The organism is Nonomuraea sp. NPDC005650, from assembly GCF_040605375.1.
In the GTDB taxonomy this organism is placed as follows: domain Bacteria; phylum Actinomycetota; class Actinomycetes; order Streptosporangiales; family Streptosporangiaceae; genus Nonomuraea.
The window spans coordinates 49232-72363 of record NZ_JBEXCR010000009.1 but is presented as its reverse complement, the minus strand read 5'-3'; the positions used below and the strand labels follow the sequence as shown (position 1 = coordinate 72363).

General features: G+C 71.0%; 20 protein-coding genes. 14 read left to right on the top strand and 6 right to left on the bottom strand.

Translation table 11 applies throughout. The features are described from left to right. Nucleotides 1–10: 10 nt before the first annotated feature. Genes ABZS69_RS17145 through ABZS69_RS17130 form a run of 4 tightly spaced genes read left to right on the top strand, consistent with a single transcriptional unit; the run spans nt 11 to nt 3940 of the window. Nucleotides 11–1060: an ABC transporter ATP-binding protein gene (locus ABZS69_RS17145; RefSeq protein ID WP_355372709.1), complete on the top strand. Its 1050-nt coding sequence runs from the start codon at nt 11–13 to the stop codon at nt 1058–1060. Then, nucleotides 1060–2025 (top strand): dipeptide ABC transporter ATP-binding protein, encoded by a 966-nt coding sequence (locus ABZS69_RS17140; RefSeq protein ID WP_355372706.1) that lies wholly within the window; start codon nt 1060–1062, stop codon nt 2023–2025. Before ABZS69_RS17145 ends, ABZS69_RS17140 begins: the two co-directional genes overlap by 1 nt. Continuing rightward, nucleotides 2022–2978: an ABC transporter permease gene (locus ABZS69_RS17135; protein WP_355372704.1), complete on the top strand. Its 957-nt coding sequence runs from the start codon at nt 2022–2024 to the stop codon at nt 2976–2978. The genes ABZS69_RS17140 and ABZS69_RS17135 overlap by 4 nt, the downstream gene beginning before the upstream one ends. Continuing rightward, nucleotides 2978–3940 (top strand): ABC transporter permease, encoded by a 963-nt coding sequence (locus ABZS69_RS17130; protein ID WP_355372701.1) that lies wholly within the window; start codon nt 2978–2980, stop codon nt 3938–3940. Before ABZS69_RS17135 ends, ABZS69_RS17130 begins: the two co-directional genes overlap by 1 nt. A gap of 203 nt (nt 3941–4143) precedes the next feature. Here ABZS69_RS17130 and rny read toward each other — a convergent pair whose 3' ends face one another. From rny to ABZS69_RS17110, 4 genes are all read right to left on the bottom strand, one after another. Then, nucleotides 4144–5760 carry a ribonuclease Y gene (gene rny / locus ABZS69_RS17125; protein ID WP_355372698.1) on the bottom strand — a complete coding sequence of 539 codons (1617 nt, stop codon included), beginning with the start codon at nt 5758–5760 and terminating at the stop codon, nt 4144–4146. Nucleotides 5761–6523: 763 nt separating this feature from the next. After that, a complete protein-coding gene (locus ABZS69_RS17120) occupies nt 6524–6970 on the bottom strand; it encodes a regulatory protein RecX (protein ID WP_355372695.1) in 447 nt (148 codons plus the stop codon). A gap of 1593 nt (nt 6971–8563) precedes the next feature. Beyond that, nucleotides 8564–9658, bottom strand: a complete 1095-nt coding sequence (gene recA, locus ABZS69_RS17115) for a recombinase RecA (RefSeq protein ID WP_355372692.1) — start codon at nt 9656–9658, stop codon at nt 8564–8566. A gap of 156 nt (nt 9659–9814) precedes the next feature. Then, nucleotides 9815–10087, bottom strand: a complete 273-nt coding sequence (locus tag ABZS69_RS17110; protein WP_355372689.1) for a hypothetical protein — start codon at nt 10085–10087, stop codon at nt 9815–9817. Between ABZS69_RS17110 and ABZS69_RS17105 the strand changes: the two genes are divergently transcribed. After that, entirely contained in the window at nt 10080–10643 is a 564-nt protein-coding gene (locus tag ABZS69_RS17105; protein ID WP_355372687.1) for a hypothetical protein, read from the top strand. The genes ABZS69_RS17110 and ABZS69_RS17105 overlap by 8 nt on opposite strands. A 74-nt stretch (nt 10644–10717) precedes the next feature. After that, on the top strand, nt 10718–10990 hold the full coding sequence (locus ABZS69_RS17100) for a hypothetical protein (RefSeq protein ID WP_355372685.1): 273 nt from the start codon (nt 10718–10720) through the stop codon (nt 10988–10990). 29 nt (nt 10991–11019) lie between these two features. Here the strand turns inward: ABZS69_RS17100 and ABZS69_RS17095 are convergent, their stop codons facing one another. Then, nucleotides 11020–11214: a DUF3046 domain-containing protein gene (locus ABZS69_RS17095; protein ID WP_355372682.1), complete on the bottom strand. Its 195-nt coding sequence runs from the start codon at nt 11212–11214 to the stop codon at nt 11020–11022. Nucleotides 11215–11258: 44 nt separating this feature from the next. Here ABZS69_RS17095 and ABZS69_RS17090 point away from each other — a divergent pair, with 44 nt between their 5' ends. Then, nucleotides 11259–11453, top strand: coding sequence for a hypothetical protein (locus ABZS69_RS17090; protein WP_355372679.1), 195 nt, complete (start codon nt 11259–11261; stop codon nt 11451–11453). Between the two features lie 13 nt (nt 11454–11466). Here the strand turns inward: ABZS69_RS17090 and ABZS69_RS17085 are convergent, their stop codons facing one another. Then, a complete protein-coding gene (locus tag ABZS69_RS17085) occupies nt 11467–11955 on the bottom strand; it encodes a VOC family protein (RefSeq protein ID WP_355372675.1) in 489 nt (162 codons plus the stop codon). Nucleotides 11956–12045: 90 nt separating this feature from the next. Here ABZS69_RS17085 and ABZS69_RS17080 point away from each other — a divergent pair, with 90 nt between their 5' ends. From ABZS69_RS17080 to ABZS69_RS17050, 7 genes are all read left to right on the top strand, one after another. Next, on the top strand, nt 12046–16809 hold the full coding sequence (locus ABZS69_RS17080) for an ATP-dependent helicase (protein WP_355372672.1): 4764 nt from the start codon (nt 12046–12048) through the stop codon (nt 16807–16809). Nucleotides 16810–16973: 164 nt separating this feature from the next. Beyond that, on the top strand, nt 16974–17648 hold the full coding sequence (locus ABZS69_RS17075) for a GntR family transcriptional regulator (protein WP_355372669.1): 675 nt from the start codon (nt 16974–16976) through the stop codon (nt 17646–17648). A 90-nt stretch (nt 17649–17738) separates the two neighbouring features. Continuing rightward, the gene (locus ABZS69_RS17070; RefSeq protein ID WP_355372667.1) at nt 17739–19355 is read left to right on the top strand and encodes an ABC transporter substrate-binding protein; all 1617 of its coding nucleotides are present in this window, start codon (nt 17739–17741) and stop codon (nt 19353–19355) included. Next, nucleotides 19355–20314 carry an ABC transporter permease gene (locus ABZS69_RS17065; protein ID WP_355372665.1) on the top strand — a complete coding sequence of 320 codons (960 nt, stop codon included), beginning with the start codon at nt 19355–19357 and terminating at the stop codon, nt 20312–20314. The genes ABZS69_RS17070 and ABZS69_RS17065 overlap by 1 nt, the downstream gene beginning before the upstream one ends. After that, nucleotides 20307–21158, top strand: coding sequence for an ABC transporter permease (locus tag ABZS69_RS17060; RefSeq protein ID WP_355372662.1), 852 nt, complete (start codon nt 20307–20309; stop codon nt 21156–21158). Before ABZS69_RS17065 ends, ABZS69_RS17060 begins: the two co-directional genes overlap by 8 nt. Beyond that, nucleotides 21155–22120 (top strand): ABC transporter ATP-binding protein, encoded by a 966-nt coding sequence (locus tag ABZS69_RS17055; protein WP_355372659.1) that lies wholly within the window; start codon nt 21155–21157, stop codon nt 22118–22120. Before ABZS69_RS17060 ends, ABZS69_RS17055 begins: the two co-directional genes overlap by 4 nt. Next, nucleotides 22117–23085 (top strand): oligopeptide/dipeptide ABC transporter ATP-binding protein, encoded by a 969-nt coding sequence (locus ABZS69_RS17050; protein WP_355372656.1) that lies wholly within the window; start codon nt 22117–22119, stop codon nt 23083–23085. Before ABZS69_RS17055 ends, ABZS69_RS17050 begins: the two co-directional genes overlap by 4 nt. Nucleotides 23086–23132 lie beyond the last annotated feature (47 nt).

The window sequence follows — 23132 nt, the reverse complement described above, 5'->3', positions numbered from 1 at the left end:
CCTGCTCGAGGTGACTGACCTCCGCGTGGCCTTCCCCACGTCCGACGGCGTGGTGCAGGCCGTGCGGGGGCTGTCGTTCCGCATCGAACGCGGCCGCACGCTGGCGATCGTCGGCGAGTCCGGCAGCGGCAAGACGGTGGGCACCCAGGCCATCCTGGGGCTCACCCCCGAGGCCGACATCTCGGGCACCGCCGTGTTCGACGGCGTCAACCTGCTCGAACTCGACAGCGAGCGGCTGCGCCACATCCGCGGCGCCGAGATCAGCGTGGTCTTCCAGGATCCGCTGACCAGCCTGCACCCGCTCTACAAGGTGGGCTGGCAGATCGAGGAGCTGATCCGGGTGCACCGGCCGGACACCTCGCGCGGCGAGGCCAGGAGGCGGGCGGTCGAGCTGCTCGGCCTGGTCGGCATCCCCCGGCCGGATCGCCGGGTGGACGACTACCCCCACCAGTTCTCCGGCGGCATGCGGCAGCGGGCGATGATCGCGATGTCGCTCGCCCTCAACCCGAAGCTGATCGTGGCCGACGAGCCGACCACGGCGCTCGACGCGACCGTGCAGGCGCAGATCCTGGAGCTCATCGCGCGGGTGCAGGCGGAGTTCGGGATCGCGCTCATCCTCATCACGCACGACCTCGGCGTGGTGGCGGGGATGGCCGACGAGGTGCTGGTCATGTACGCCGGGCTCGCCGTGGAGCGGGCCGACCGGCGCACGCTCTACTACCGGCCGCACCACCCGTACACCAAGGGGCTGCTGGAGTCGATCCCGGGCAGCAGCGGGGACCGGGGCGGGCGGCTGCGGCCCATCCCCGGCTCGCCGCCCAGCCTGATCGCCCCTCCGTCCGGGTGCGCCTTCCACCCGCGCTGCCCGTACGCGATGCCGGTCTGCTCGGCCGAGCGGCCGCCCCTGGCCACGGTCACGGGCGCGGTCACGAGCACCGGCGCGGGAGCGGTCACCGGTGCGGGCGCGGGTAGCCACGCCTCGGCCTGCTGGCTGCCGCACGAGGCGGTCGGGCTGGGCGCGGCGGCCGACGCGCTGCGGCTCAAGGCGAAGGAGTCGTGATGCTGCTCGAAGTCTCGAACCTGGTCAAGCACTACCCCATCACCACGGGCGCGCTGGTCAAGCATGTCGTCGGGCAGGTCCAGGCGGTCGACGGGGTCAGCTTCGCGCTCGCCCCCGGCGAGACTCTGGGCCTGGTCGGCGAGACCGGCTGCGGCAAGTCGACGCTCGCCCGCTGCATCGCGGGGCTGCATCCGGTCACCTCCGGCAGCGTGCGGTTCGACGGCGCGGACATCACGAACCTGTCCAGGAAGCGCATGCGCCCCTACCGCCGCGACATCCAGGTCATCTTCCAGGACCCGTACGGCTCGCTGAACCCGCGCCGCCGGGTCGGGTCGATCATCGCCGACCCGCTCGTGATCCACCGAGTCATGAGCGGCGACCGGCTCCGCCGGACCGTGCAGGAGCTGATGGAGCGGGTCGGGCTCAACCCGGAGCACTACAACCGGTTCCCCGCGGAGTTCTCCGGGGGGCAGCGGCAGCGGATCGGGGTGGCCAGGGCGCTGGCGCTGCGGCCCCGGCTGATCATCTGCGACGAGCCGGTGTCGGCGCTCGACGTGTCCATCCAGGCGCAGATCCTCAACCTGCTGAAGGACCTGCAGGCCGAGTTCGGGCTGACGTACCTGTTCATCGCCCACGACCTGTCCGTCGTCCGGCACATCAGCGACCGGATCGCGGTCATGTACCTGGGCAAGGTGGTCGAGGTGGGGGACGCGGAGCCGGTGTACGAACGGCCGCGGCACCCCTACACGAACGCGCTGCTGTCGGCGACGGCGGTCGCCGACCCGGACGAGGCGGAGCGGCGGCAGCGGATCGTGCTGACCGGGGACGTGCCCTCGCCGATCGACCCGCCGTCCGGGTGCCGGTTCCATCCGCGGTGCCCCCGGGCCCAGGAGGTCTGCTCGTCCGTGGAGCCGCAGCTTGAAGGGCCGGTGGCTTGCCACTTCCCCATTGAGGTGGTCGTATGACGCTGACCGAGATCAGACCCGGCGCCGTCGCCTCCCAGGGGATAGCCGGGCGCGGGCCCTGGCAGCTCGCCTGGCGCCGGATCAGGACCGACCGGGTCGCCATGGTGTCCGGCCTCGTCGTCGTCCTGCTGTGCGCGCTGGCGCTCGCCGCGCCGCTCATCGCCGCCTGGAACGGCCACGGCCCCGACGACCAGTTCCGCGACACCGGCATCACGGCCCAGGGGCTGCCGGTGCCGCCGAACGGGGAGTTCTGGTTCGGCACCGACCGGCTCGGGCGCGACCTGTTCATCAGGGTCCTGTACGGGGCCCGGGTCTCGCTGCTCGTCGGCGTGGTCGCCACCGGCCTGGCGGCGCTGGTCGGGGTGGTCGTGGGGCTGCTGGCCGGATACTACGGCGGCGTCGTGGACACCGTGCTGTCGCGGCTCATGGACGTGGTGCTGTCGTTCCCGTACCTGATCTTCGCGATCGCGGTGGTGTCCATCGCCGGGCCCTCGCTGACGGCCACGATCGGGGTGATCGCGTTCTACTCGTGGGCGGCCATCGCCCGCGTGGTGCGCGGGCAGACGTTGTCGCTGAAGGAGCGCGAGTACGTCGAGGCGGCCCGGTCCATGGGGGCGGGCGACTTCCGGATCATGTTCGTGGACATCCTGCCGAACCTGCTCGCCCCCGTCATCGTGCTGACCACGCTGCTGGTGCCGGCGGCCATCGTGTTCGAGTCGACGCTGTCGTACCTGGGGCTGGGCATCGTCCCGCCCACCCCGTCGTGGGGGAACCTGCTGAGCGAGGCGCAGGGGTTCTACCGGGTGGCGTACTGGTACCTGGGGTTCCCGGCCGCCACGCTGCTGGTCACCACGCTCGCGTTCAACCTGGTGGGCGACGGGATCAGGGATGCCATCGATCCTCGGATGGAGCGCCTGTTCAGCCGCCGCCGCCGTACTCGTAAGGGGGCGTGATGCTCCGCGCGTTCCTGCTGCGACGGGCCCTGCTCGGCCTGCTCGTGCTCTGGTTGGTCACCCTCGGGACATTCCTGCTGTTCTTCGTCGCGCCGAGCGATCCCGCCAGGACGCTGGCCGGGCGGCAGGCCACGCCCGAGCAGGTGGAGCTGATCCGGCACAACCTCGGCCTCGACCGGCCCATCCTCGTCCAGTATCTGGACTACCTGGGCAGGCTGCTCCACGGCGACCTCGGCCAGTCGTACTTCTCCGGCGAATCGGTCGGCAAGCTCCTGGCCGCCGACTTCCCGCCGACGTTCTCGCTGGTGCTGGGGGGCGCGGTGCTGTGGTTCACGCTCGGCGTCGGCGCGGGCGTGCTCAGCGCCACCCGGGTCCGGTCGCTGATGGATCGCGGCCTGACGCTGCTGGCGCTGGCCGGGGTCTCCATGCCGACGTTCGTGGTGGGCCTGCTGCTGTTGTACTTCCTGTTCTTCCAGCTCACCATGGCGGGGGCGCCCATCCTGCCGCCGGACTCGTACGTGCCGTTCTCGCAGAACCCCGCCGAATGGGCCCGCCACCTGATCCTGCCGTGGATCACACTGGCCACGGTCCAGGCGGCGTCGTACGCCCGTCTCACCCGCGGCTCCATGCTGGACGTGCTCGGCGAGGACTACATCCGCACGGCCCGGGCCAAGGGGGTGCCCGAGCGGCGCGTGATCTACCGGCACGGCCTCCGGGCCGCGCTCACGCCGGTGGTGACGCAGCTCGGGGTGGACGTGGGCACGCTGATCGGCGGGGTGGTGGTGACGGAGTCGGTCTTCGGGCTCGGCGGGGTGGGGCAGGCGGTGGTGCAGGCGTTCGTCAGCGGGGACCTGCCCGTGATCATGGGCGTGGTGACGCTGGCGACGACCGCGGTGGTGGTGGCGAACTTGGTGGTGGACGTCGCGTACGGTCTCCTCGACCCCCGCATCCGCCTCGCCTGACGTCCCCCTGACGCTCCCCGGACCTCCCCAGACCTTCCTGGACCTCCCCGGACCGTCGGACTCCGGCGGGCGTGCTCCGGCGCCTCAGCCTCCCTCAGGCCCCGCCACGCCCGCCGGCCCACCACCACAGACCCCATCCACCCGAACTACGGACGCCCAGCCCCCTCAACCATCGCCACACCCGCCGCCCCACCACGGACGGCCTATCTCGCGAACTCGGTGGCCCGAGACTCCCTCACCACTGTGATGCGAATCTGCCCCGGGTAGGTCAACTCCTCCTCCACCTGCTTGGCCACATCACGGGCGATCACCTGAGCCTGGATGTCGTCGATCGCATCCGGCTTGACCATGACCCGGATCTCCCGCCCGGCCTGCATGGCGAAGACCTTCTCCACGCCCTCGTACGACTGCGCGATCTCCTCCAGCCGCTCCAGGCGCTTGACGTACGCCTCCAGGGACTCGCGGCGGGCACCGGGACGGCTGCCGCTGATCGCGTCGGCGGCCTGCGTGAGAACCGCTTCGACGGTACGCACCTCGACCTCATTGTGGTGCGCCTCGATGGCGTGCACCACGTCCTCCTCCTCGCCGTACCTGCGGGCGATCTCCGCCCCGATCAGCGCGTGGCTGCCCTCGACCTCGTGCGTGAGGGCCTTGCCGATGTCGTGGAGGAGCGCGCAGCGCTTCATCAACGCCTGGTTCATCTTCAGCTCGGCGGCCATGATGCCGGCGATGTGCGCGGACTCGATCAGGTGCTTGAGCACGTTCTGCCCGTACGACGTCCGATACCTGAGCTGCCCGAGCAGCAGCGTCAGCTCGGGATGCATGTCGGTGATGCCCAGCTCGACCAGGGCGTCCTCGCCGGCCCGCGCGCAGAGGTCCTGCACTTCCTGGCGGCTGCGGTCGTGCGCCTCCTCGATGCGCTGCGGGTGGATGCGCCCGTCCAGCACGAGCTTCTCCAGCGTCAGCCGGGCCGTCTCCCTGCGCACGGGATCGAAACACGACAGCAGCACAGCCTCTGGAGTGTCGTCGATGATGAGGTTCACGCCGGTCGTGGACTCGAAGGCCCGGATGTTCCGCCCTTCGCGCCCGATGATCCTGCCCTTCATCTCATCGCCGGGCAGATGCAGCACGCTGACGACCGACTCCGCCGTCTGCTCCGCCGCCACCCGCTGCACGGCCAGCGTCACGATCTTGGTGGCCCGCTTCTCGCCCTCCTTGCGGGCGTCGCCCTCGATCTCCCGGACGATCAGCGCGGCCTCGCGCTTGGCCTGGTTCTCAATCTCCTTGACCAGCTCGGCCTTGGCCTGTTCGCCGGTCAGCCCGGAGACCCGTTCGAGGATGGTCCGCCGCTCCCCCTCGACCTGGAGCAACTCCTCGCGCCGGTCGGCCAGCTCGACCTCGGTCTCGCCCAGCTTCCTGTCGCGCTCGGTCTGCCGCCTGGCCTCCTCGTCCAGCCGCTGCTCCCGCTCGGCCAGCCGAGCCTCCCGCCGTTCGAGGTCGGCGCGCAGCTCCTTGAGCTCGGACTTGAGGGTCCGGCTCTCCTCCTCGACCTCCCGCCGCAGCTGCGCGGCGCTCTCGCCGGCCTTCTCCGACCTGCGCAGGATCTCCTGGGCGTCGGTCTCGGCCTTGAGCCGGATCTCCCGCGCCTCCTCACGCGCCCGCTCGAGCTCCTCGTGCACGGCCTGCTGCTGCTCGGGGGTGGCCTTGGACGCGCGTGGCAGACTGCCCGAAGTGCGCCTTATGACGACGAGAAGCGCGACAATCATCCCGAACGCGAGCACGAGCACCGCCACCATCAGCACCACGACAAGCGGCCCCATGTGCGCCCCGCCCTCCTCGCGTCGTCAACACCTCATAACGCGGCCACAAACAGGAGGGGTCACAAGCGCGCCACGAAAAGCCCGGTCGGCGTCGGGATCGATATACAGCCAAGACTGACCGGGCGTCGACTCGTAAAGCCGACACCTCGTCCGCCTAGATCAACCAGCCTCGTTCGTCCGTCGTTCACCGGTATGGCAATCCGCACTGCGCGGAGTAACTCCTCACTGCCGTCGAGGTTATGCGTCGAACAGGTCACGAGCAAGCAAACGCGTCATCAAGCGTGTCCTACGGGCCTGCATCTCCACAGATACCTTCGGGCAAGGCAGGAGACATGTATGGGCAAGAGAGCACATGCGAGTGCAGGAGCACCGGCACCCGCATATGCACTCGCAATCCCTGCCGTACTCGCAGCTGCAGGTGCAGGAGCACATGCAGACGATCACTCAGCCACCCCCGGGCACCCCCAGAAAACCACGGACCCAAGAAAACACAGGACCACGGACGCCACGGACGCCACGGACGCCACGGACGCCACGGACGCCACGGACGCCACGGAACTGAGGCAACCACGGCACCGGGGAAGCCTCACAACGGGGCCATGAAACGGGGCCCGCAGAACCGAAGAAGCCCACAACCAAGGGGCCCTCGGAAGGATGGCCGCGAAGCGGGATCGCGGGAGGGGGCGCGGAAGAGGGTCGCAGGACCGGGAGAGCCGCAGAACGGGGGGAGCTCATGAGGAGGGAGCCGCGGAACGGGGGGTTGCTACGACGGGAAGTCCTCTTCCATCTCGATCCCCTCCTGCTCAAGCGCCTCGCGGATGACGCGGAAGGCCAGGCCCGCGGGGTATCCCTTGCGTGCCAGCATGCCCGCCAGCCGCCGTGTGCGGGTCTGCGGGTCGAGCGACCGGGTGGAGGCGAGCTTGCGCTCCACCAGCCGCCGGGCCGTCTCCGCCTCCTGGTCGGAGTCCAGCCGTTCGACTGCTTCCTTGACCGTGTCGGTGTCCACACCGCGATGACGCAGCTCGGCGGCCAGGGCGCGCTTGGCCAGACCTCGGCCGTGGTGCCGGGAGTCGACCCACGCCGCGGCGAACGCCTCGTCGTTGATCAGCCCCAGCTCGGAGAAGCGGCTGAGCACCGCTTCGGCGGCCTCGTCGGGTACGTTACGTTTCCGGAGAGCCTCGGCGAGCTGGGCCCGCGTCTTGGGCGCCATGGTGAGCAACCGAAGGCAGATGGCCCGCGCCACCGACTCCGGATCGGCCTCCCGCCCGCCCCCGTCGAAGCCCTCGTCACTCAGCCCGGACCCGCCAGACCCCCCACCGCTGAGTCCGCGCCCGCCAGACCTCCCGTCACTGGGCCCAAACCTGCCAGACCTCCCACCACTCAGCCCTGACCTGCCAGACCTCCTGCCACCCCGCCCGGCTCCGCCAGAGCTCCCGCCGCTCTGCCCGCCTCCGCCGAAGCCGTCACCATCACGCTCGGCCCCGGAGAAGCCCTCGCCAGCAAGCCCGGATCCATCCAGCCCAGATCCATCAAGTCCGGGTCCAGCAAACCCGTCGCCGTCATGCTCGGCTCCCGTGAAGCCCCGGCCGCGACGCCTGGACCTGCCAGAACGCCCATCACCACGCCCCGTCCCGGCAGAACCCCCACCACTGCGGCCGGCCTCGCCGAAGCCTTCCTTATCAGGCCAGGCCCCGGCGAACCCATCGCTACCTCGCGTGCTCCCAGCGAAGCCGTCGCCGCCTCGTGTGCTCCCGGTGAACCCCTCACCGCCTAGCGTGCCCCCAGCGAAGCCGCCACCATCCTGCGCAGCCTCGGCGGAGGTCCCGCTGTCGTGCCAGGGCTCGGCAGGGGCTTCGGCAGCAGGCGCCTCGGACGGCCGGCTTTGCCCGCGTCCCTTTCTCGCGGTCCGTCCGTTGGAGGTGCTGGATCGCCGTCCTCTGCCCGATCCTTTCTTGCCGGTCTCAGCGTCGTCCGGCTGTTGGGCCGAGAACCAACTGCTACCCGCGAGCACCTCGGAGTGCCACCCACCGTCCCCCCGGTCGGCAGGCGCGGCCTCAGTGGCCTCAATAGCCTCAGTGGCCTCAGCGGGAGAGCGCCGTCCCCTGGTGTGGCCCCGTCCACCGGCGGAGTCCCCCCGGCCCTCACCGGCAGCACCACCAGCGGGGCCAGCTGGGCCACCGGCGGCGTCAGGGTGGCCAGGGGCAACCTGGCTGTCCGAGCCACTGTGGCCGTCGACAGGCAGATGGCCGTCGACAGGTGGACGACCGTCGGCAAGCGGATGGCCGTCAGCAGGTGGATGGCCGTCGACAGGCGGGTCGGGCGGATTCGTGGTGGCGATCGGGGGTTCGTCGTGATCGTCTGCGCCGGTCTGCGCCTTGGTGGCGGGCCGGGATTTGTGCTGATCGACTGCTCGGGCCTGGGGCTCGGCGGTGGTGCGGGAGTCGTGCTGGTCGTCGGTGTCGTCGCCGAAGAAGGGGTGTCGGCCGGTGCGTTCCTTGTACAGGTGGCTGGTGGCCTCCTCCACCTCGATGGGCGCATGATCGTCGGAGCGTACGGCGTCGTCCCGTCCGCCGGTGACGGTGGACTCCTGGTCCGGCCCGGACTCACTTTCGGCCTCGGCGCGTTGGCGGGTGCGGTGCTCGCGCCACTCGTCGACCGACGGCCAGCCGTCCGCGGCCGAGCGGGCCAGGTCGCTGCCCCGGGAGGGGTCGGGGCGGACTGGCCGGGCGCCCCCGGATTGGGGCGCCGGTGGCCGGTTCGGGTCACTCATGGGAGGGGACACGGTCGCTCATGGGGCGGACGATCAGACGTCACCCGGCTTCGGGGTGGACTTCGAGCCGCGGCCGGAAGGAGCGGCGGCCGGGGCAGGGGCGGCGGCAGCGGCTTCGACCGGGGCGTCGAGACGGGGGCCTACGCCCAGCTTGTCCTTGATCTTCTTCTCGATCTCGTTGGCCATGTCGGGGTGGTTCTTCAGGAAGTTGCGGGCGTTCTCCTTGCCCTGGCCGAGCTGGTCGCCCTCGTACGTGTACCAGGCGCCGGACTTGCGGACGAAGCCGTGCTCCACGCCCATGTCGATGAGGCCGCCCTCACGGGAGATGCCCACGCCGTAGAGGATGTCGAAGTCGGCCACGCGGAAGGGCGGGGCCATCTTGTTCTTCACGACCTTGATCCTGGTGCGGTTGCCGACCGCCTCCGTGCCGTCCTTGAGGGTCTCGATGCGGCGGATGTCCATCCGGACCGAGGCGTAGAACTTGAGCGCCTTACCACCGGTCGTGGTCTCGGGGCTGCCGAACATGACGCCGATCTTCTCGCGAAGCTGGTTGATGAAGATGGCGGTGGTGCCGGTGCTGTTGAGCGCGCCGGCGACCTTGCGCAGGGCCTGGGACATGAGGCGGGCCTGGAGGCCGACGTGACTGTCGCCCATCTCGCCCTCGATCTCGGCCTTGGGCACCAGCGCGGCCACCGAGTCGATGACGATGATGTCGACGGCGCCGGACCTGATCAGCATGTCGGCGATCTCCAGCGCCTGCTCACCCGTGTCAGGCTGGGAGACCAGGAGGGCGTCGGTGTCGACCCCCAGCTTCTTGGCGTATTCGGGGTCGAGGGCGTGCTCGGCGTCGATGAACGCCGCGATGCCGCCGGCACGCTGGGCGTTGGCCACCGCATGCAGGGCGATCGTGGTCTTACCGGAGGACTCAGGGCCGTAGATCTCGACGATGCGGCCACGCGGCAGGCCGCCGATGCCGAGGGCGACGTCAAGGGAGATCGACCCGGTGGGGATCACCTCGATGGGAGCTCGGGCGTCGTCGCCCAGGCGCATGACGGAGCCCTTGCCGAACTGTCGCTCGATCTGAGCGAGGGCGGTCTCGAGGGCCTTCTCGCGGTCGTTGATTGCCATGGGAACTCCCCCTGGAGGGTCGTGGTCCGATCAGTCGAGTGAAAGCTACGGCCTGCCACCGACATTTTTCCGCGACTGCCGGAGAAGACGTGGCTCGGGCGGAACCCATCGTAGCCGAACGGCTGTTCGATCACAGCAGGAACACGCAGGTCGCCGTCAATCACCCGCCTTCGGGGCGGCGAGGAGCCCGAGCGCCGTCCTGAACAGCTCAGGAGGGCACTGTTCGGGAGCGAGGAGGGTGAGCAGGCGCATGCCGATGTCCAGCGACTTCAGTATGGCGTCGGCCTGCTCGTACGGGAGCTCTCCCAGCCCGCTGCCGGGAGGCGCGAGGGGGTGGCGGCCGGGGCGGCCCGGCGGGAACAACAGGGCGACGAGCTGGTCGCGGACAGCGGGATGGCGGGTGGCGTGGATCATGAGCTCGGTGGTCATAGCTTCACGGGGCGCCGGCCGTTCGAGATCTCCGGCCCGCGGACCGTCGAGATCCCGTTCGCGGCGACCGATCCGCTGCCAGGGAGCGATCGGCACGAGCGTCCTGTCGAATTTCCTGTCCACGGTCGACTATCCGGCCGGGAAGCTCGTCCTGCGCAGGAACGGCCGCGTCCGGCCTGAGCACAGCATGCCCATGTGGTATCTGGGCGACCACTTCCTGCTGTCCCACGGCACCGTGAACGGCCTGGAGCGGATGGTGTTCCTCGTCGACACCGGGGGCGGCGACATCGGCTTCACCGCTCCCCCCGCCACCTTCGAGGCCGCCGGCATCCCGATCCCCCCGGGTGGCGGCCTTCACCCGGTGACCGTGGACGAGGTGACGCTCGGCTCCGTCATCCGCCGCCGGGTGCCCGGGTTGTCCGGCGCGTTCCCCGACTGGTTCGAGCACGGTTTCGGCTTCCGCATCGGGGGTCTGCCCACGCACGAGTTCTTCAAGCCGTATGCGCTCACGTTCGACTTCGGACGCATGCGCATCCTCGTGAACACGCCCCGCTGATGTTGGCCACCAATGTGTTGTCCGGGCGGTGAGCTGGGGAGACTCACAGCAGGGGCGAAGGTTGGAGGCGGCGAGTGGCGAGCGGCTACAACAGGGAACGGCGCACCCATCTGGAGGCACTCGCCGAGGTGCTCCCCCATCACGGCCTGGTCAGTCGCATGGTGGGCACCGACGATCCGGTGCTGTGGGTCTGGCACCCGCGTACGGGCCGCCAGACGATCATCTTCGCCACCCCGTCGCACCGGGGATGGACGTTCCTGTGGTCGCCCGGCGGGCAGGGCAGCGTGGAGGAGCTGGAGCTCACGGCCACCGCGTTGCGGCAGGCCCTGGACGGGGCGCAGCCCTGACGCCGCGGAAGCTAGCGGAGCTGCGGAAGCTAGCGGAGCTTGGGCGAGACGTCCTCCACCTGGCAGACCGCGCGCCAGACGGTCTTGGCGCTCTCTCCGTCGGCCAGCGCCTGCACGACGGTCCGTCCGCCCAGGGGCGCGAGCACGTAGTCGCGGGCCCACGAATCGGCGTACGTGTCACCGAAGTGAGCTTTCATCCGTCTCCAGAACTCCGTCAGGCGCATGGATCCAAGTATGGAATCACCTGGGGGGTGGGTAGGACACCCCCATGCCAAAGACCCCCAAGTCTTCGCCCCCGAAGACAGCCAAGACGAAGGCCAACAGGGCCAGACGACGCCAGTTACTGCTCACGGTGCGGGTGGCCGTACAGAAGGAGAAGGCCGAGCGATCGGAGAGGCACGCGGGCATCAGGCAGGAGCCCCGTGCGGGCAAGCCGCGTACGCGCAGGGCGTCGCGGCGCTAGGGCGGACCCGCGGTCACAGCACGCGCGAGCCGTACATCTCACCGAGATGGTCGGCGAGCAGCTCCAGCCGGGCGCCATCGGGGTCCTTGAAGTAAATGGAGGCGCCGCTCTCTATCTGGTGCGGCACGCCGGCCATCTCCAGCTTCCCGCGCAGCCGCTCCCAGGTGGCAGGGTCGACGGAGATCGCGACGTGGTGCAGCCCGCCCAGCACCTCTTGGTACGGCCCGAGGTCGAGGCCGGGGAAGTCGAAGAACGCGAGCAGATTGCCGTTGCCGATGTCGAAGAAGAAGTGGTTGGAGCCCTTGTAGTCACGGTTCTCGATGATCTCGGTGAGCGGGAACTCCAGGAGCTCCTGGTAGAACTTGATGGTGCGTTCCACATCCGACGAGAGCAGGGCCATGTGGTGCAGGCCCCGGGCGCTGCTCGATGGCCGGTGCGGTAAGACGTAACGCTGCCTCATCTCGGCTCGGCGGGCTTCGATGGCCGCATAGTCGATGGTCACGGTCGCTGTATGTCCGCCTAGGCCCCCGCTCAACCGCCCGCCGGGGGGCCAAATGCGTTTTCTGTCGGTGGCGCGAGGCAATATGTGCTGGTGAGCTCGCTAGACCAGTTCAGCCAGGTGACCAGGCAATGGTTCGCCGGGGCCTTCGAAGCTCCCACGGCCGCCCAGGAGGGGGCGTGGGAGTCGATCTCGCGCGGCGACAACACCCTGGTCGTCGCTCCCACCGGTTCGGGCAAGACGCTGGCGGCGTTCCTCTGGTCGCTCGACAGGCTGGCGTTCGAGAAGACCGCGCCCGCCGCGCCCGGGGCCGAGCCCGCCGTACCTGAGGCCGAGCCCGACGCACCCAAGAAGCGCGCGCCTGGATCCGCCGTGCATAGACCCTCCGCGCCCGGGCGCGGCGCCGGGAGCAAGGGCGCTCCGAAGGGGACGCGGGTGCTGTACGTGTCGCCGCTCAAGGCCCTGGCCGTGGACGTCGAGCGCAACCTGCGCGCGCCGCTGGCCGGTCTCAAGCAGACGGCGCGCCGGCTCGGGCTGCCGGTGCCGGAGATCTCGGTGGCGATCCGCTCGGGCGACACCCCCTCGGAGGATCGCAGGCGTTACGCCGCCAAGCCGTCCGACATCCTGATCACGACGCCCGAGTCGCTGTTCCTGCTGCTCACCAGCCAGGCGCGCGAGGCGTTGCGCGGCGTGGAGACGGTGATCGTGGACGAGGTCCACGCGGTCGCGGCCACCAAGCGCGGCGCCCATCTGGCGCTCAGCCTGGAGCGGCTCGACGCGCTGCTCGACAAGCCGGCGCAGCGGATCGGGCTGTCGGCGACGGTGCGGCCGGTGAGCGAGGTTGCGGCGTTCCTGGGCGGCACGCGGCCGGCCGCGGTCGTGCAGCCGCCGTCGGAGAAGCGGATCGAGGTCGAGGTCGTCGTCCCCGTCGAGGACATGACGGAGATGGAGGGCCGGCCGCGGGCGGAGGGGGCGGAGGAGTTCGCCCCTGAGCCGGGCAACCGGTCGATCTGGCCCCATGTGGAGGACCGGCTGTTCGACCTGATCGGGGCGCACAGCTCGACGATCGTCTTCGCCAACTCGCGGCGGCTGGCCGAGCGGCTGTGCACCCGCCTCAACGAGCTCGCGTACGAGCGGGAGAACGGCGGCGCCGAGGCCGTCGACCTGTCCATCTGGGAGACGGGGCCGGCCGCCGCCCCGGCCCGGCCGCCCCAGCGGATGCCGGCCGACATGATGGCGCAGGCCGGGGCCGCCAAGGGCGTCGTGACCGAGATCGTGCGCGCGCACCACGGCTCGGTCTCCAAGGAGGAGCGGGCGCAGATCGAGGAGGCGCTCAAGTCGGGCCGGCTGCCCGCCGTGGTCGCCACCTCCAGCCTGGAGCTGGGCATCGACATGGGCGCGGTCGACCTGGTCGCGTGCGTGGAGGCGCCGCCGAGCGTGGCCAGCGGGCTGCAGCGCATCGGGCGGGCCGGCCACCAGGTCGGCGCGGTGTCCAAGGGCGTGATCTTCCCGAAGTACCGGGGCGACCTGGTGCAGACGGCCGTGGTGGCCGAGCGGATGAAGAGCGGCCAGATCGAGGAGCTGCGCTATCCGCGTAATCCGCTCGACGTGCTGGCGCAGCAGATCGTGGCGATGACCGCGCTCGACGAGTGGACGGTCGACGAGCTGGAGTCCGTGGTCAAGCGGGCCGCCCCCTACGCCACGCTGCCCAGGACCGCCCTGGAGGCCACGCTCGACATGCTGGCCGGGCGCTATCCGAGTGAGGAGTTCGCCGAGCTGCGGCCACGCGTCGTCTGGGACCGGGTCACCGGCACCCTCCAGGGCCGTCCGGGCGCGCAGCGGCTGGCGGTCACCAACGGCGGCACGATCCCCGACCGCGGCCTGTTCGGCGTCTTCCTGGTGGGCGAGAAGGCCTCCCGGGTGGGTGAGCTGGACGAGGAGATGGTCTACGAGTCGCGGGTGGGCGACGTGTTCGTGCTGGGCGCGACGTCCTGGCGGATCGAGGACATCACGGCCGACCGGGTGCTCGTCTCGCCCGCGCCGGGCCAGCCGGGCAAGCTGCCGTTCTGGCACGGCGACGCGCCCGGGCGGCCGGCCGAGCTGGGCCGGGCGATCGGGCAGTTCCTTCGCGAACAGGCCAAACACGGCTCGACGGAGCGCATGCGGGAGGCGGGGCTCGACGAATTCGCCTCGGGAAACCTGCTGGCCTACCTCCACGAGCAGCGCGAGGCCACCGGCTACGTCCCCGACGACCGCACCCTGCTCGTCGAGCGTTTCCACGACGAGCTCGGCGACTGGCGCGTGGTCATCCACTCCCCCTACGGCGCGCGGGTGCACGCCCCGTGGGCGCTGGCGATCAACCGCCGGCTGCGCGAGCGCTACGGCATCGACGTGCAGGCCGTCCATTCCGACGACGGCATCGTGCTGCGCATCCCCGACACGCTGGCCGAGCCGCCGACCGACGTGGCCGCGTTCGACGCCGAGGAGATCGAGCAGATCGTCACGGAGGAGCTGGGCGGGTCGGCCATGTTCGCCTCCCGGTTCAGGGAGTGCGCGGGGCGGGCGCTGCTGCTGCCGCGCCGCACGCCGGGCAAGCGCAGCCCTCTGTGGCAGCAGCGGCAGCGCGCCGCCAACCTGCTGGGCGTGGCCTCGCAGTACGCCTCGTTCCCGATCGTGCTGGAGACGATGCGCGAGTGCCTGCAGGACGTCTTCGACGTGCCGGGGCTCGTCCAGCTCATGCGCGACATCGCCGCGCGCCGGGTGCGGCTGGTGGAGGTGGAGACCTCGCAGGCCTCGCCGTTCGCGGCGTCGCTGCTGTTCCACTACGTGGGCGCGTTCATGTACGAGGGCGACGCGCCCCTGGCCGAGCGGCGCGCCCAGGCGCTGGCGCTGGACACCACGCTGCTGGCCGAGCTGCTGGGCCAGGCCGACCTGCGCGAGCTGCTCGACCCCGACGTGATCTCCGACACCGAGCGCGAGCTGGCCAGGCTCGATCGGCCGCTGCGCGACCTGGAGGACCTCGCCGACCTGCTGCGCTCCCACGGGCCGCTGCTCGCGGCCGACGTGAGCGTGCGCGGCGGCGATCCGGCCTGGCTGGAGGGGCTCGAACGCTCCCGGCGGGCCATCCGGGTGCGCATCTCCGGCGAGGAGCAGTGGGCGGCGATCGAGGACGCGGCCCGCATGCGTGACGCGCTGGGTGCGCCGCTGCCGGTCGGGGTGCCCCACGCGTTCCTGGAGCCGGTGCCCGATCCGCTGGCCGACCTGGTGGCGCGGCACGCCCGCACGCGCGGGCCGTTCCACGCGGGCTCGGCGGCGGTTCGGTTCGGGCTGGGCGTGGCCGTGGTGACGGACGCGCTGCGGCGGCTGGCCGCCTCCGGGCGGGTCGTGAACGGGGAGTTCCGGCCCGGCGGGCGGGGCGAGGAGTGGTGCGACGCCGGGGTGCTGCGGATGCTTCGCCGCAGGTCGCTGGCCCGGCTGCGCAAGGAGGTGGAGCCGGTCGCGCCGGAGACCCTGGCCCGCTTCCTGCCCGCCTGGCACGGCATCACCGGCTCCACCTCCGCGGGGCCGGCCGGCGGCCGGGGCGCGAGCGAGGCGGCCCGGGCCATGGACGCGCTGGTCCGCTCGATCGAGCAGCTCCAGGGGGCCGCCGTGCCCGCGTCCGCGCTGGAGACGCTGGTGCTGCCCGCGCGGGTGCCCGGCTACCATCCGGCACTGCTCGACGAGCTGACCTCGTCGGGCGAAGTGATGTGGGCGGGGCAGGGCTCGCTGCCCGGCGGTGACGGGTGGGTGTCGCTCTACTTTGCCGACACCGCGCCGCTGCTGCTGCCCGAGCCTGCCGAGATCACCATGACCCCGCTGCACGAGCGCGTGCTGGAGCTGCTGGGCGGGGGCGGCGCGCTGTTCTTCCGGGGGATCTCCGACCAGCTCGGCTCCCTGGACGACGCGACCCTGGCGGCGGCGCTGTGGGATCTGGTGTGGTCGGGGCGGATCTCCGGCGACACGCTGGCGCCGCTGCGGGCCGCGCTCGGCACCGGCCGTCCCGCGCACCGGCCCGCGACCACGCGGCGCCGCCGGGCCGTGCTGCCGAGCAGGAGCGGGCCGCCTACCGTAGGCGGCCGGTGGTGGCTGCTGCCCGAGCCTGCCGCCGACGCCACCCAGCGGGCGCACGCGCAGGCCGAGGTGCTGCTGGAACGGCACGGCGTGGTGACCCGGGGCGCGGTGACTTCGGAGCGGCTCCCCGGGGGATTTACGCCCATTTATCAGGTCTTGCGGGCGTACGAGGAGGGCGGGCGCTGCCGCCGGGGCTACTTCGTCGAGGGCCTCGGAGGCGCGCAGTTCGCCATGCCGGGTGCGGTCGACCGGATGCGCGCCATGGCGCCGGGCCTCGCCCCGGGCGGGGGTGCGGGGCGTGGTCCAGGCGACGCTCCGGGTGGTGCTCCGGGGCGAGGTCCAGGCGACGCTCCGGGTGGCGGGCCGGAGCCGGGGGCCGGGCGGCGGGCCGTGGTGCTGGCCGCCGCCGACCCGGCCAGTCCGTACGGAGCCGCGCTCCCGTGGCCGCAGCATCCCGGCGAGCTCGGGCACAAGCCCGGCCGGAAGGCCGGTTCGCTGGTCGTGCTCGTGGACGGCCACCTGGTGCTCTACGTCGAACGGGGCGGCAAGACGGTGCTGTCGTTCGCCGACGACGACCGGCTGCAGCCCGCCGTCGACGCGCTCGCGCTGGCGGTGCGGGACGGGGCGCTCGGGAAGCTGACCGTGGAACGGGCCGACGGCGCCGCCATCGTCGAGTCGCCGCTGGCGGCGGCCCTGGAGGCGGCCGGTTTCCACCCCACCCCCCGCGGCCTGCGACTACGCGCCTGAGCGATGGCAGGCCCGGCTCCTTGGTGGTGGCGGTGCCGCTCGGCAGGCGGGGCGCGGTGCGGGAGTCTGTGGTGGAGGGCTTGGGGTTGGTGTGCTTGGTGGGTGGGGGGTTGGTGGTGCCACGGCCGCGAGGTGGGACCCCGACTGTATACGATTGTCGCCTCATGACTGATTTGACGCTGGGCGCGGCCCATCAGACCTTGCGCGACGAGGTCACCCACGAGCTGCGGCGACGCATACTCTCCGGCGAGCTCGCCCAGGGTGCGCGGCTGGTCGAGGATCGGCTGGCCGCGCTGCTCGGCGTCTCGCGCAACCCCGTGCGCGAGTCCATCCGGGTGCTGGCCGCCGAGGGGTTCGTCGAGGTCGTGCCCCGGCTCGGCGCCACCGTCGCGCGGCTGTCGGCGGCGGAGGGCGAGGAGCTCTTCGACGTACGCATGGCGGTCGAGGGCCTGGCGGCGCGGCTGGCCGCGCGCAAGCGCACCCCCGAGTCGGCCGAGCGGCTGCGGCGGGTGCTGGAGCAGGCCAAGGAGGCCGTGGAGAACGGGCGCCTGGAGGAGGTGGCCGATCTCAACACCGCCTTCCACCTGGCCGTGGGCGAGGCGGCGGGCAACTCGTACCTCAGCCTGATGATGAAGCCCATGCTCCTGCGGGCGCAGTGGGTCTTCAGCCAGACCGCCGCCGCCCGCGGCCCGCACTCCTGGAGCGAGCACCTGAGCCTGTGCGAGGCCATCGCGGCGGGCGACGAGGACGAGGCGCAGGCCAGGGCGATCGCGCACGTCGCCGCGGCTCGGCGGTCGTTCCTGACGGCGGTCCGCAGGACAAATCCCCCGAACGATTAGAAAACACTCAGATAACAACACAGGGTCATGAAACACCGGTGAAATGTCAGGTCTTGTATACAGTCTCCTAAACGTTTCAACGGAGGCCCCATGAGACCGTCCCCCAGGCTCGTCGCGGCGCTCGCCGTTCTCCCCCTTGCCCTGGCAGCTTGCGGCGGAGGCGGGTCGAGCGGCACCCCCGCAGCCCCTCCTTCCATAGCCGACGCCTCGGCCGACAATCGGCCGGTCAAGGCGGGCGGCACGCTCAACGTGGCGCTCAGCGCCGACCCCGACGCGCTCGACCCGAGCATCTCGACCACGCTGGTGGGCCGCGAGGTGTTCGCGAACATGTGCGAGAAGCTCTTCGACATCGACGCTCAGTCGAACCTGGTCCCGCAGCTCGCCACCGCCCTGCCCGAGGTCTCCGCCGACGGTAAGGAGGTGACGATCAAGCTGCGCGAGGGCGTGAAGTTCAACGACGGCACGGCGTTCGACGCCGAGGCGGTCAAGAAGTCGCTGGACCGGCACCGCACCTGGGAGAAGTCCGCGCGCCAGGCCGACCTGGCCGCGGTGTCCAAGGTCGCCGTGGTCGACCCCACGACGGTCAAGCTCACGCTGACGCAGGCGTTCACGCCGCTGACCGCGCAGCTCGCCGACCGCGCCGGAATGATCATGTCGCCCAAGGCCCTGGACGCGGGCAATGACAACTTCGGCGCGAGCCCGGTCTGCGTCGGGCCGTTCAAGTTCGCCAGTCGCACGTCCGGCAGCCAGATCGCGCTGGAGAAGGCGCCCGACTACTACGACGCCGCCAAGGTCAAGCTCGACAAGCTCGTATACAAAATCATCGTGGACCCGAACGTACGGTCCGCGAACCTGAAGTCCGGCGACGTCCAGGTGGGCGACAACCTCGCCACCACCACCGTCAAGGGCGTCCAGAGCGACCCGAACCTCAAGGTCGTGTCCGGCGGCGGCCTCGGCTACTACGGCATCACGATCAACACCGGCAACGCCAGCGGCTCCACCGAGAAGCCCGGCACGGTCGACACCGCGCTGGCCAAGAGCCCGCAATTGCGCGAGGCGTTCGAACTGGCCCTCGACCGCGACGTGATCAACAAGACCGTCTACAACGGCCTGCACGAGGTGGACTGCTTCCCCGTGCCGCTGGACAGCCCCTACCGGGCCCAGGACCTGCAGTGCCCGAAGCGCGACCTGGCCAAGGCCAAGCAGCTGGTGCAGGCGTCCGGCGTGCAGACGCCGATCACGGTCACGCTCACCAGCCCGAACGACGCCACCAACGTGCGCCTGGCCCAGGTCATCCAGCAGATGACCAAGGAGGCGGGCTTCAACGTGAGCGTGCAGACCGCCGAGTTCGTCAGCACGCTGGAGCAGGGCAAGTCCGGCAAGTTCGACGTCCTGCTCAACGGCTGGTCGGGCCGCGTGGACCCGGACGGCAACCTCACGAACCTCATCACCAGCCGCGGCAGCAACAACTACAGCGGCATGTCCGACCCGGGCATCGACGACCCGATCAAGCAGGCCGCCGCCGAGTCCGACCCGGCCAAGCGGGCCGAGCTCTACGCGAGCGCCATGAAGAAGGCCGCCGAGGTGCGCGGGGTCCTGTACCTGTACCACAACAAGTACTACCTGGGCATGAGCAAGAACGTCGCCGGCGTCCAGTACTTCAAGGACGGCCTGCCGCGCTTCGTCACCGCCGGGTTCACCGCGTAATGCTCTGGTTCATCCTTCGGCGCTGCGGGTCAGCGGTGATCGTGCTGTTCCTGGCCAGCGTCCTGATCTTCCTCGGGATCAGGGCGCTGCCCGGGGACCCGGCCACGGTCATGGCGGGCGAGGAGGCCTCGCCCGCCGTGGTCGAGGCCATCCGGCACGAGTTCGGCCTGGACAAGCCGCTGCCCGCCCAGTACGTCGACTACGTCGGCCAGACCCTGTCCGGCAACTTCGGCCGCTCCACGCAGGACCAGCTCCCGGTGATCGACATCATCGCCGAGCGGCTGCCGGTGACGCTGGAGCTGTCGGCCCTGGCCATGCTGGTCGCGATCGTCGTCGGCGTGGGCGCGGGCATCGTCGCGGCCGTCCGGCGCGGCCGGTTGGCCGACTACCTGGCCACCGGGTTCGGCCTGGCCGGGCTGTCGGTGCCGCACTTCTGGCTCGGACTGCTCGGCATCCTGCTGTTCGCGGTCACCTGGCGGGTCCTGCCCGCCTCCGGGTACGTCCCCTTCACCCAGGACCCCGGCCAGAACCTCCAGCGCATGATCCTGCCCGCCCTCGTGCTCGGCACCGGCTTCGCCGCCATCCTCATGCGGCAGACCCGCTCGGCCATGCTCGGCGCGCTGTCGGCCGACTATGTCAGGACCGCCAGGTCGAAGGGCCTGTCCGAGATCAAGGTCGTGGGCGCGCACGCGCTGCGCAACAGCCTGACGACCGTGGTCACGGTGCTCGGCCTGCAACTCGGCGCGCTGATCAGCGGCGCGGTCGTGACCGAGCAGATCTTCGTGATCCCCGGTTTCGGCAAGCTGACCGTGGACGCCGTGCTGACCAGGAACTACCCCGTCATCCAGGCCGTCGTGCTGATCACGGTCATCGGGTACGTGCTGGTCAACCTGCTGGTCGACATCGCGTACGCGTACCTCAACCCCCGGATCAGGCTGGCCGGGGGCGGCCATGACTGAGGTGGCCGTGCCCCGCAGGGGCAGGATGTGGCGGCGCTTCAGAAGGCGCCCGATGCCGATGGCCGGGCTGGTGCTGGTGGTCGCGTTCGTGCTGCTGGCGCTGATCGGGCCGCTGGTGACCGGCGACCCCGCCGCGCAGGACTACCTGGCCACGCTCGCGCCCCCGTCGGCCGCGCACCCGATGGGCACCGACGACCTGGGCCGCGACGCGTTCGCCAGGATCGCGCACGGCGCGATGGTGTCGCTGCAGGCCGGGGTGCTCTCCACGCTGCTGGCGATGGTCGTGGGCATCCCGATCGGCCTGGTCGCCGGGTTCTACCGGCGCTGGCTCGACCCGGTCGTGATGCGGCTGGTGGACGTGACGCTGGCGTTCCCGTTCCTGGTGTTCGCGGTGGGCCTGGCGGCGATCATCGGACCGTCGCTGAAGGGCGTGGTGTTCGCGCTGGGCTTCTCGCAGCTGCCCGCCGTCATCAGGATCACCCGGGGCGAGGTGCTGGCGATCAGGGAGATGGACTACGTGGCCGCGGCCGTCGCCGACGGCGCGGGCGATGGGCACCTCATCTTCCGTTACGTGCTCCCGAACTGCCTCAGCCCGCTCATCGTGCAGGCCACCGTGGCGATCCCGGGGGCGATCATCGGCGAGGCCACGCTGTCGTTCCTGGGGCTGGGCGTGCAGCCGCCCACGCCCTCGTGGGGCGTGATGCTGACGACCGCGCAGCAGTATCTGAGCGACGCGCCCTGGCTGGCCGTCTGGCCCGGGATCATGATCGCGCTGGCCACGCTCGGCTTCAACCTGCTGGGCGACGGGCTGCGCGACGTCCTGGACCCGAGGAGCGGCCGATGAGCCTGCTGGAGATCACCGACCTGCGGGTCGGCTTCGACACCGAGGACGGCCTGGTGCAGGCGGTCAGGGACATCTCGCTCACGCTGGACGAGGGCGAGATCCTGGCGCTGTGCGGCGAGTCCGGCTGCGGCAAGTCGGTCACCGCGATGTCGGTGCCCAGGCTGCTGCCGCCCGACACGACCAGGCTGTCCGGCTCGGTCAAGCTGGACGGTCGCGAGCTCACCACGCTCCCCGAGGCGGACCTGCGGCACGTACGCGGCAAGGACGTCTCGGTCGTCTTCCAGGAGCCGATGACCTCGCTGAACCCGTCGTTCACCGTCGGCTACCAGATCACCGAGGTGCTGCGCAGGCACGAGCGCCTCGCGCGCCAGGCCGCGAACAGCCGCGCCGTCGAGCTGCTGGAGCTGGTCGGCATCCCGGCGCCCCAGCGCCGCATGAAGGAGTACCCGCACCAGCTCTCCGGCGGCATGCGCCAGCGCGTGATGATCGCGATCGCGGTGGCCTGCTCGCCCCGGGTGCTGATCGCCGACGAGCCGACCACGGCGCTCGACGTGACGATCCAGGCGGGCGTGCTGGACGTCTTCCGCGACCTGCGCGACCGGCTGGGCACGGCGATCATCCTCATCACGCACGACCTGGGCGTGGTGGCCGACATCGCCGACCGGGCCGTGGTCATGTACGCCGGCCGCGCCGTCGAGCAGGCCCCGGTGACCGAGCTGTTCGCGAACCCGCGGCACCCGTACACGGTGGGGCTGATGAACGCGCTCCCGTCGGCGGCGGTCGGCGGGCGCCTGGCGGAGATCCCCGGCATGGTGCCCTCGCCGCTGTCGGACCCCGACGAGTGCGCGTTCCAGGCCCGCTGCCCGCGTGCCCAGGACGACTGCCGCGCGGCCAGGCCCCCGCTCGAACGGCACGCGGACGGCCATCTGGCGGCCTGTTTCCACCCGGGAGGCAAGCAGTGATCCTGCGGATCGACAACCTGGTCAAGCACTACGGCCAGGTACGCGCCGTGGACGGCCTGTCGCTGGAGATCGGCCAGGGCGAGGTGCTCGGCCTGGTCGGCGAGTCCGGCAGCGGCAAGTCCACCGTCGGCAAGTGCGTGCTGCGCCTGACCGAGCCCACCTCGGGGACCATCGAGCTGAACGGCAGCGACATCACCCACCTGTCGCGCCGGGCCATGCGCCCGCTGCGCAGGAATGTCCACATGGTCTTCCAGGACCCCTACTCCTCGCTCAACCCGCGTTTCACGATCGGGCAGATCGTCGCCGAGCCGCTGCTGCGGCACAAGGTGGCCGACCGGCGTGAGGTCTCCGGACGTGTGTCCGGCATGCTGGAGAAGGTGGGGCTGCGACAGGAGATGCGTTCCCGCTTCCCGCACGAGCTGTCCGGCGGGCAGCGGCAGCGGGTCGGGCTGGCCAGGGCGTTGATCCTGGAGCCCAAGCTGGTCGTGGCGGACGAGCCGGTGTCGGCGCTGGACGTGTCGGTGCAGGCGTCGGTGCTCAACCTGATCACCGACCTGCAGCGGGACATGGGGTTCTCGTGCCTGTTCATCACGCACGACCTGTCGGTGGTGGAGTTCCTGGCCGACCGGATCGCCGTCATGTACCTGGGCAAGATCGTCGAGTCCGGTCCGACGGCCGAGATCTTCGCCGCGCCGCGGCACCCGTACACGCAGGCCCTGCTGTCGGCGGCGCCGGTGGCCGATCCGGTCCGGCAGCGGGAGCGGCGCAGGATCGTGCTCGGCGGGGACGTCCCCAGCCCGGTCGACCCGCCCTCCGGGTGCCGCTTCCACACGCGGTGCCCGCTGGCGTACGACGCCTGCCGCACCGACGAGCCGCCCCTGACCGATCCACGTGGGAACGGCCATCCGGCCGCGTGCCACCTGGTCACGGTGGACCGCGTCCCGGACGCGGCCGCCCATCAATAGAAGGAGAGATCTTGTTCACCACCAGGCCCGAGCTGACGGGCGACTTC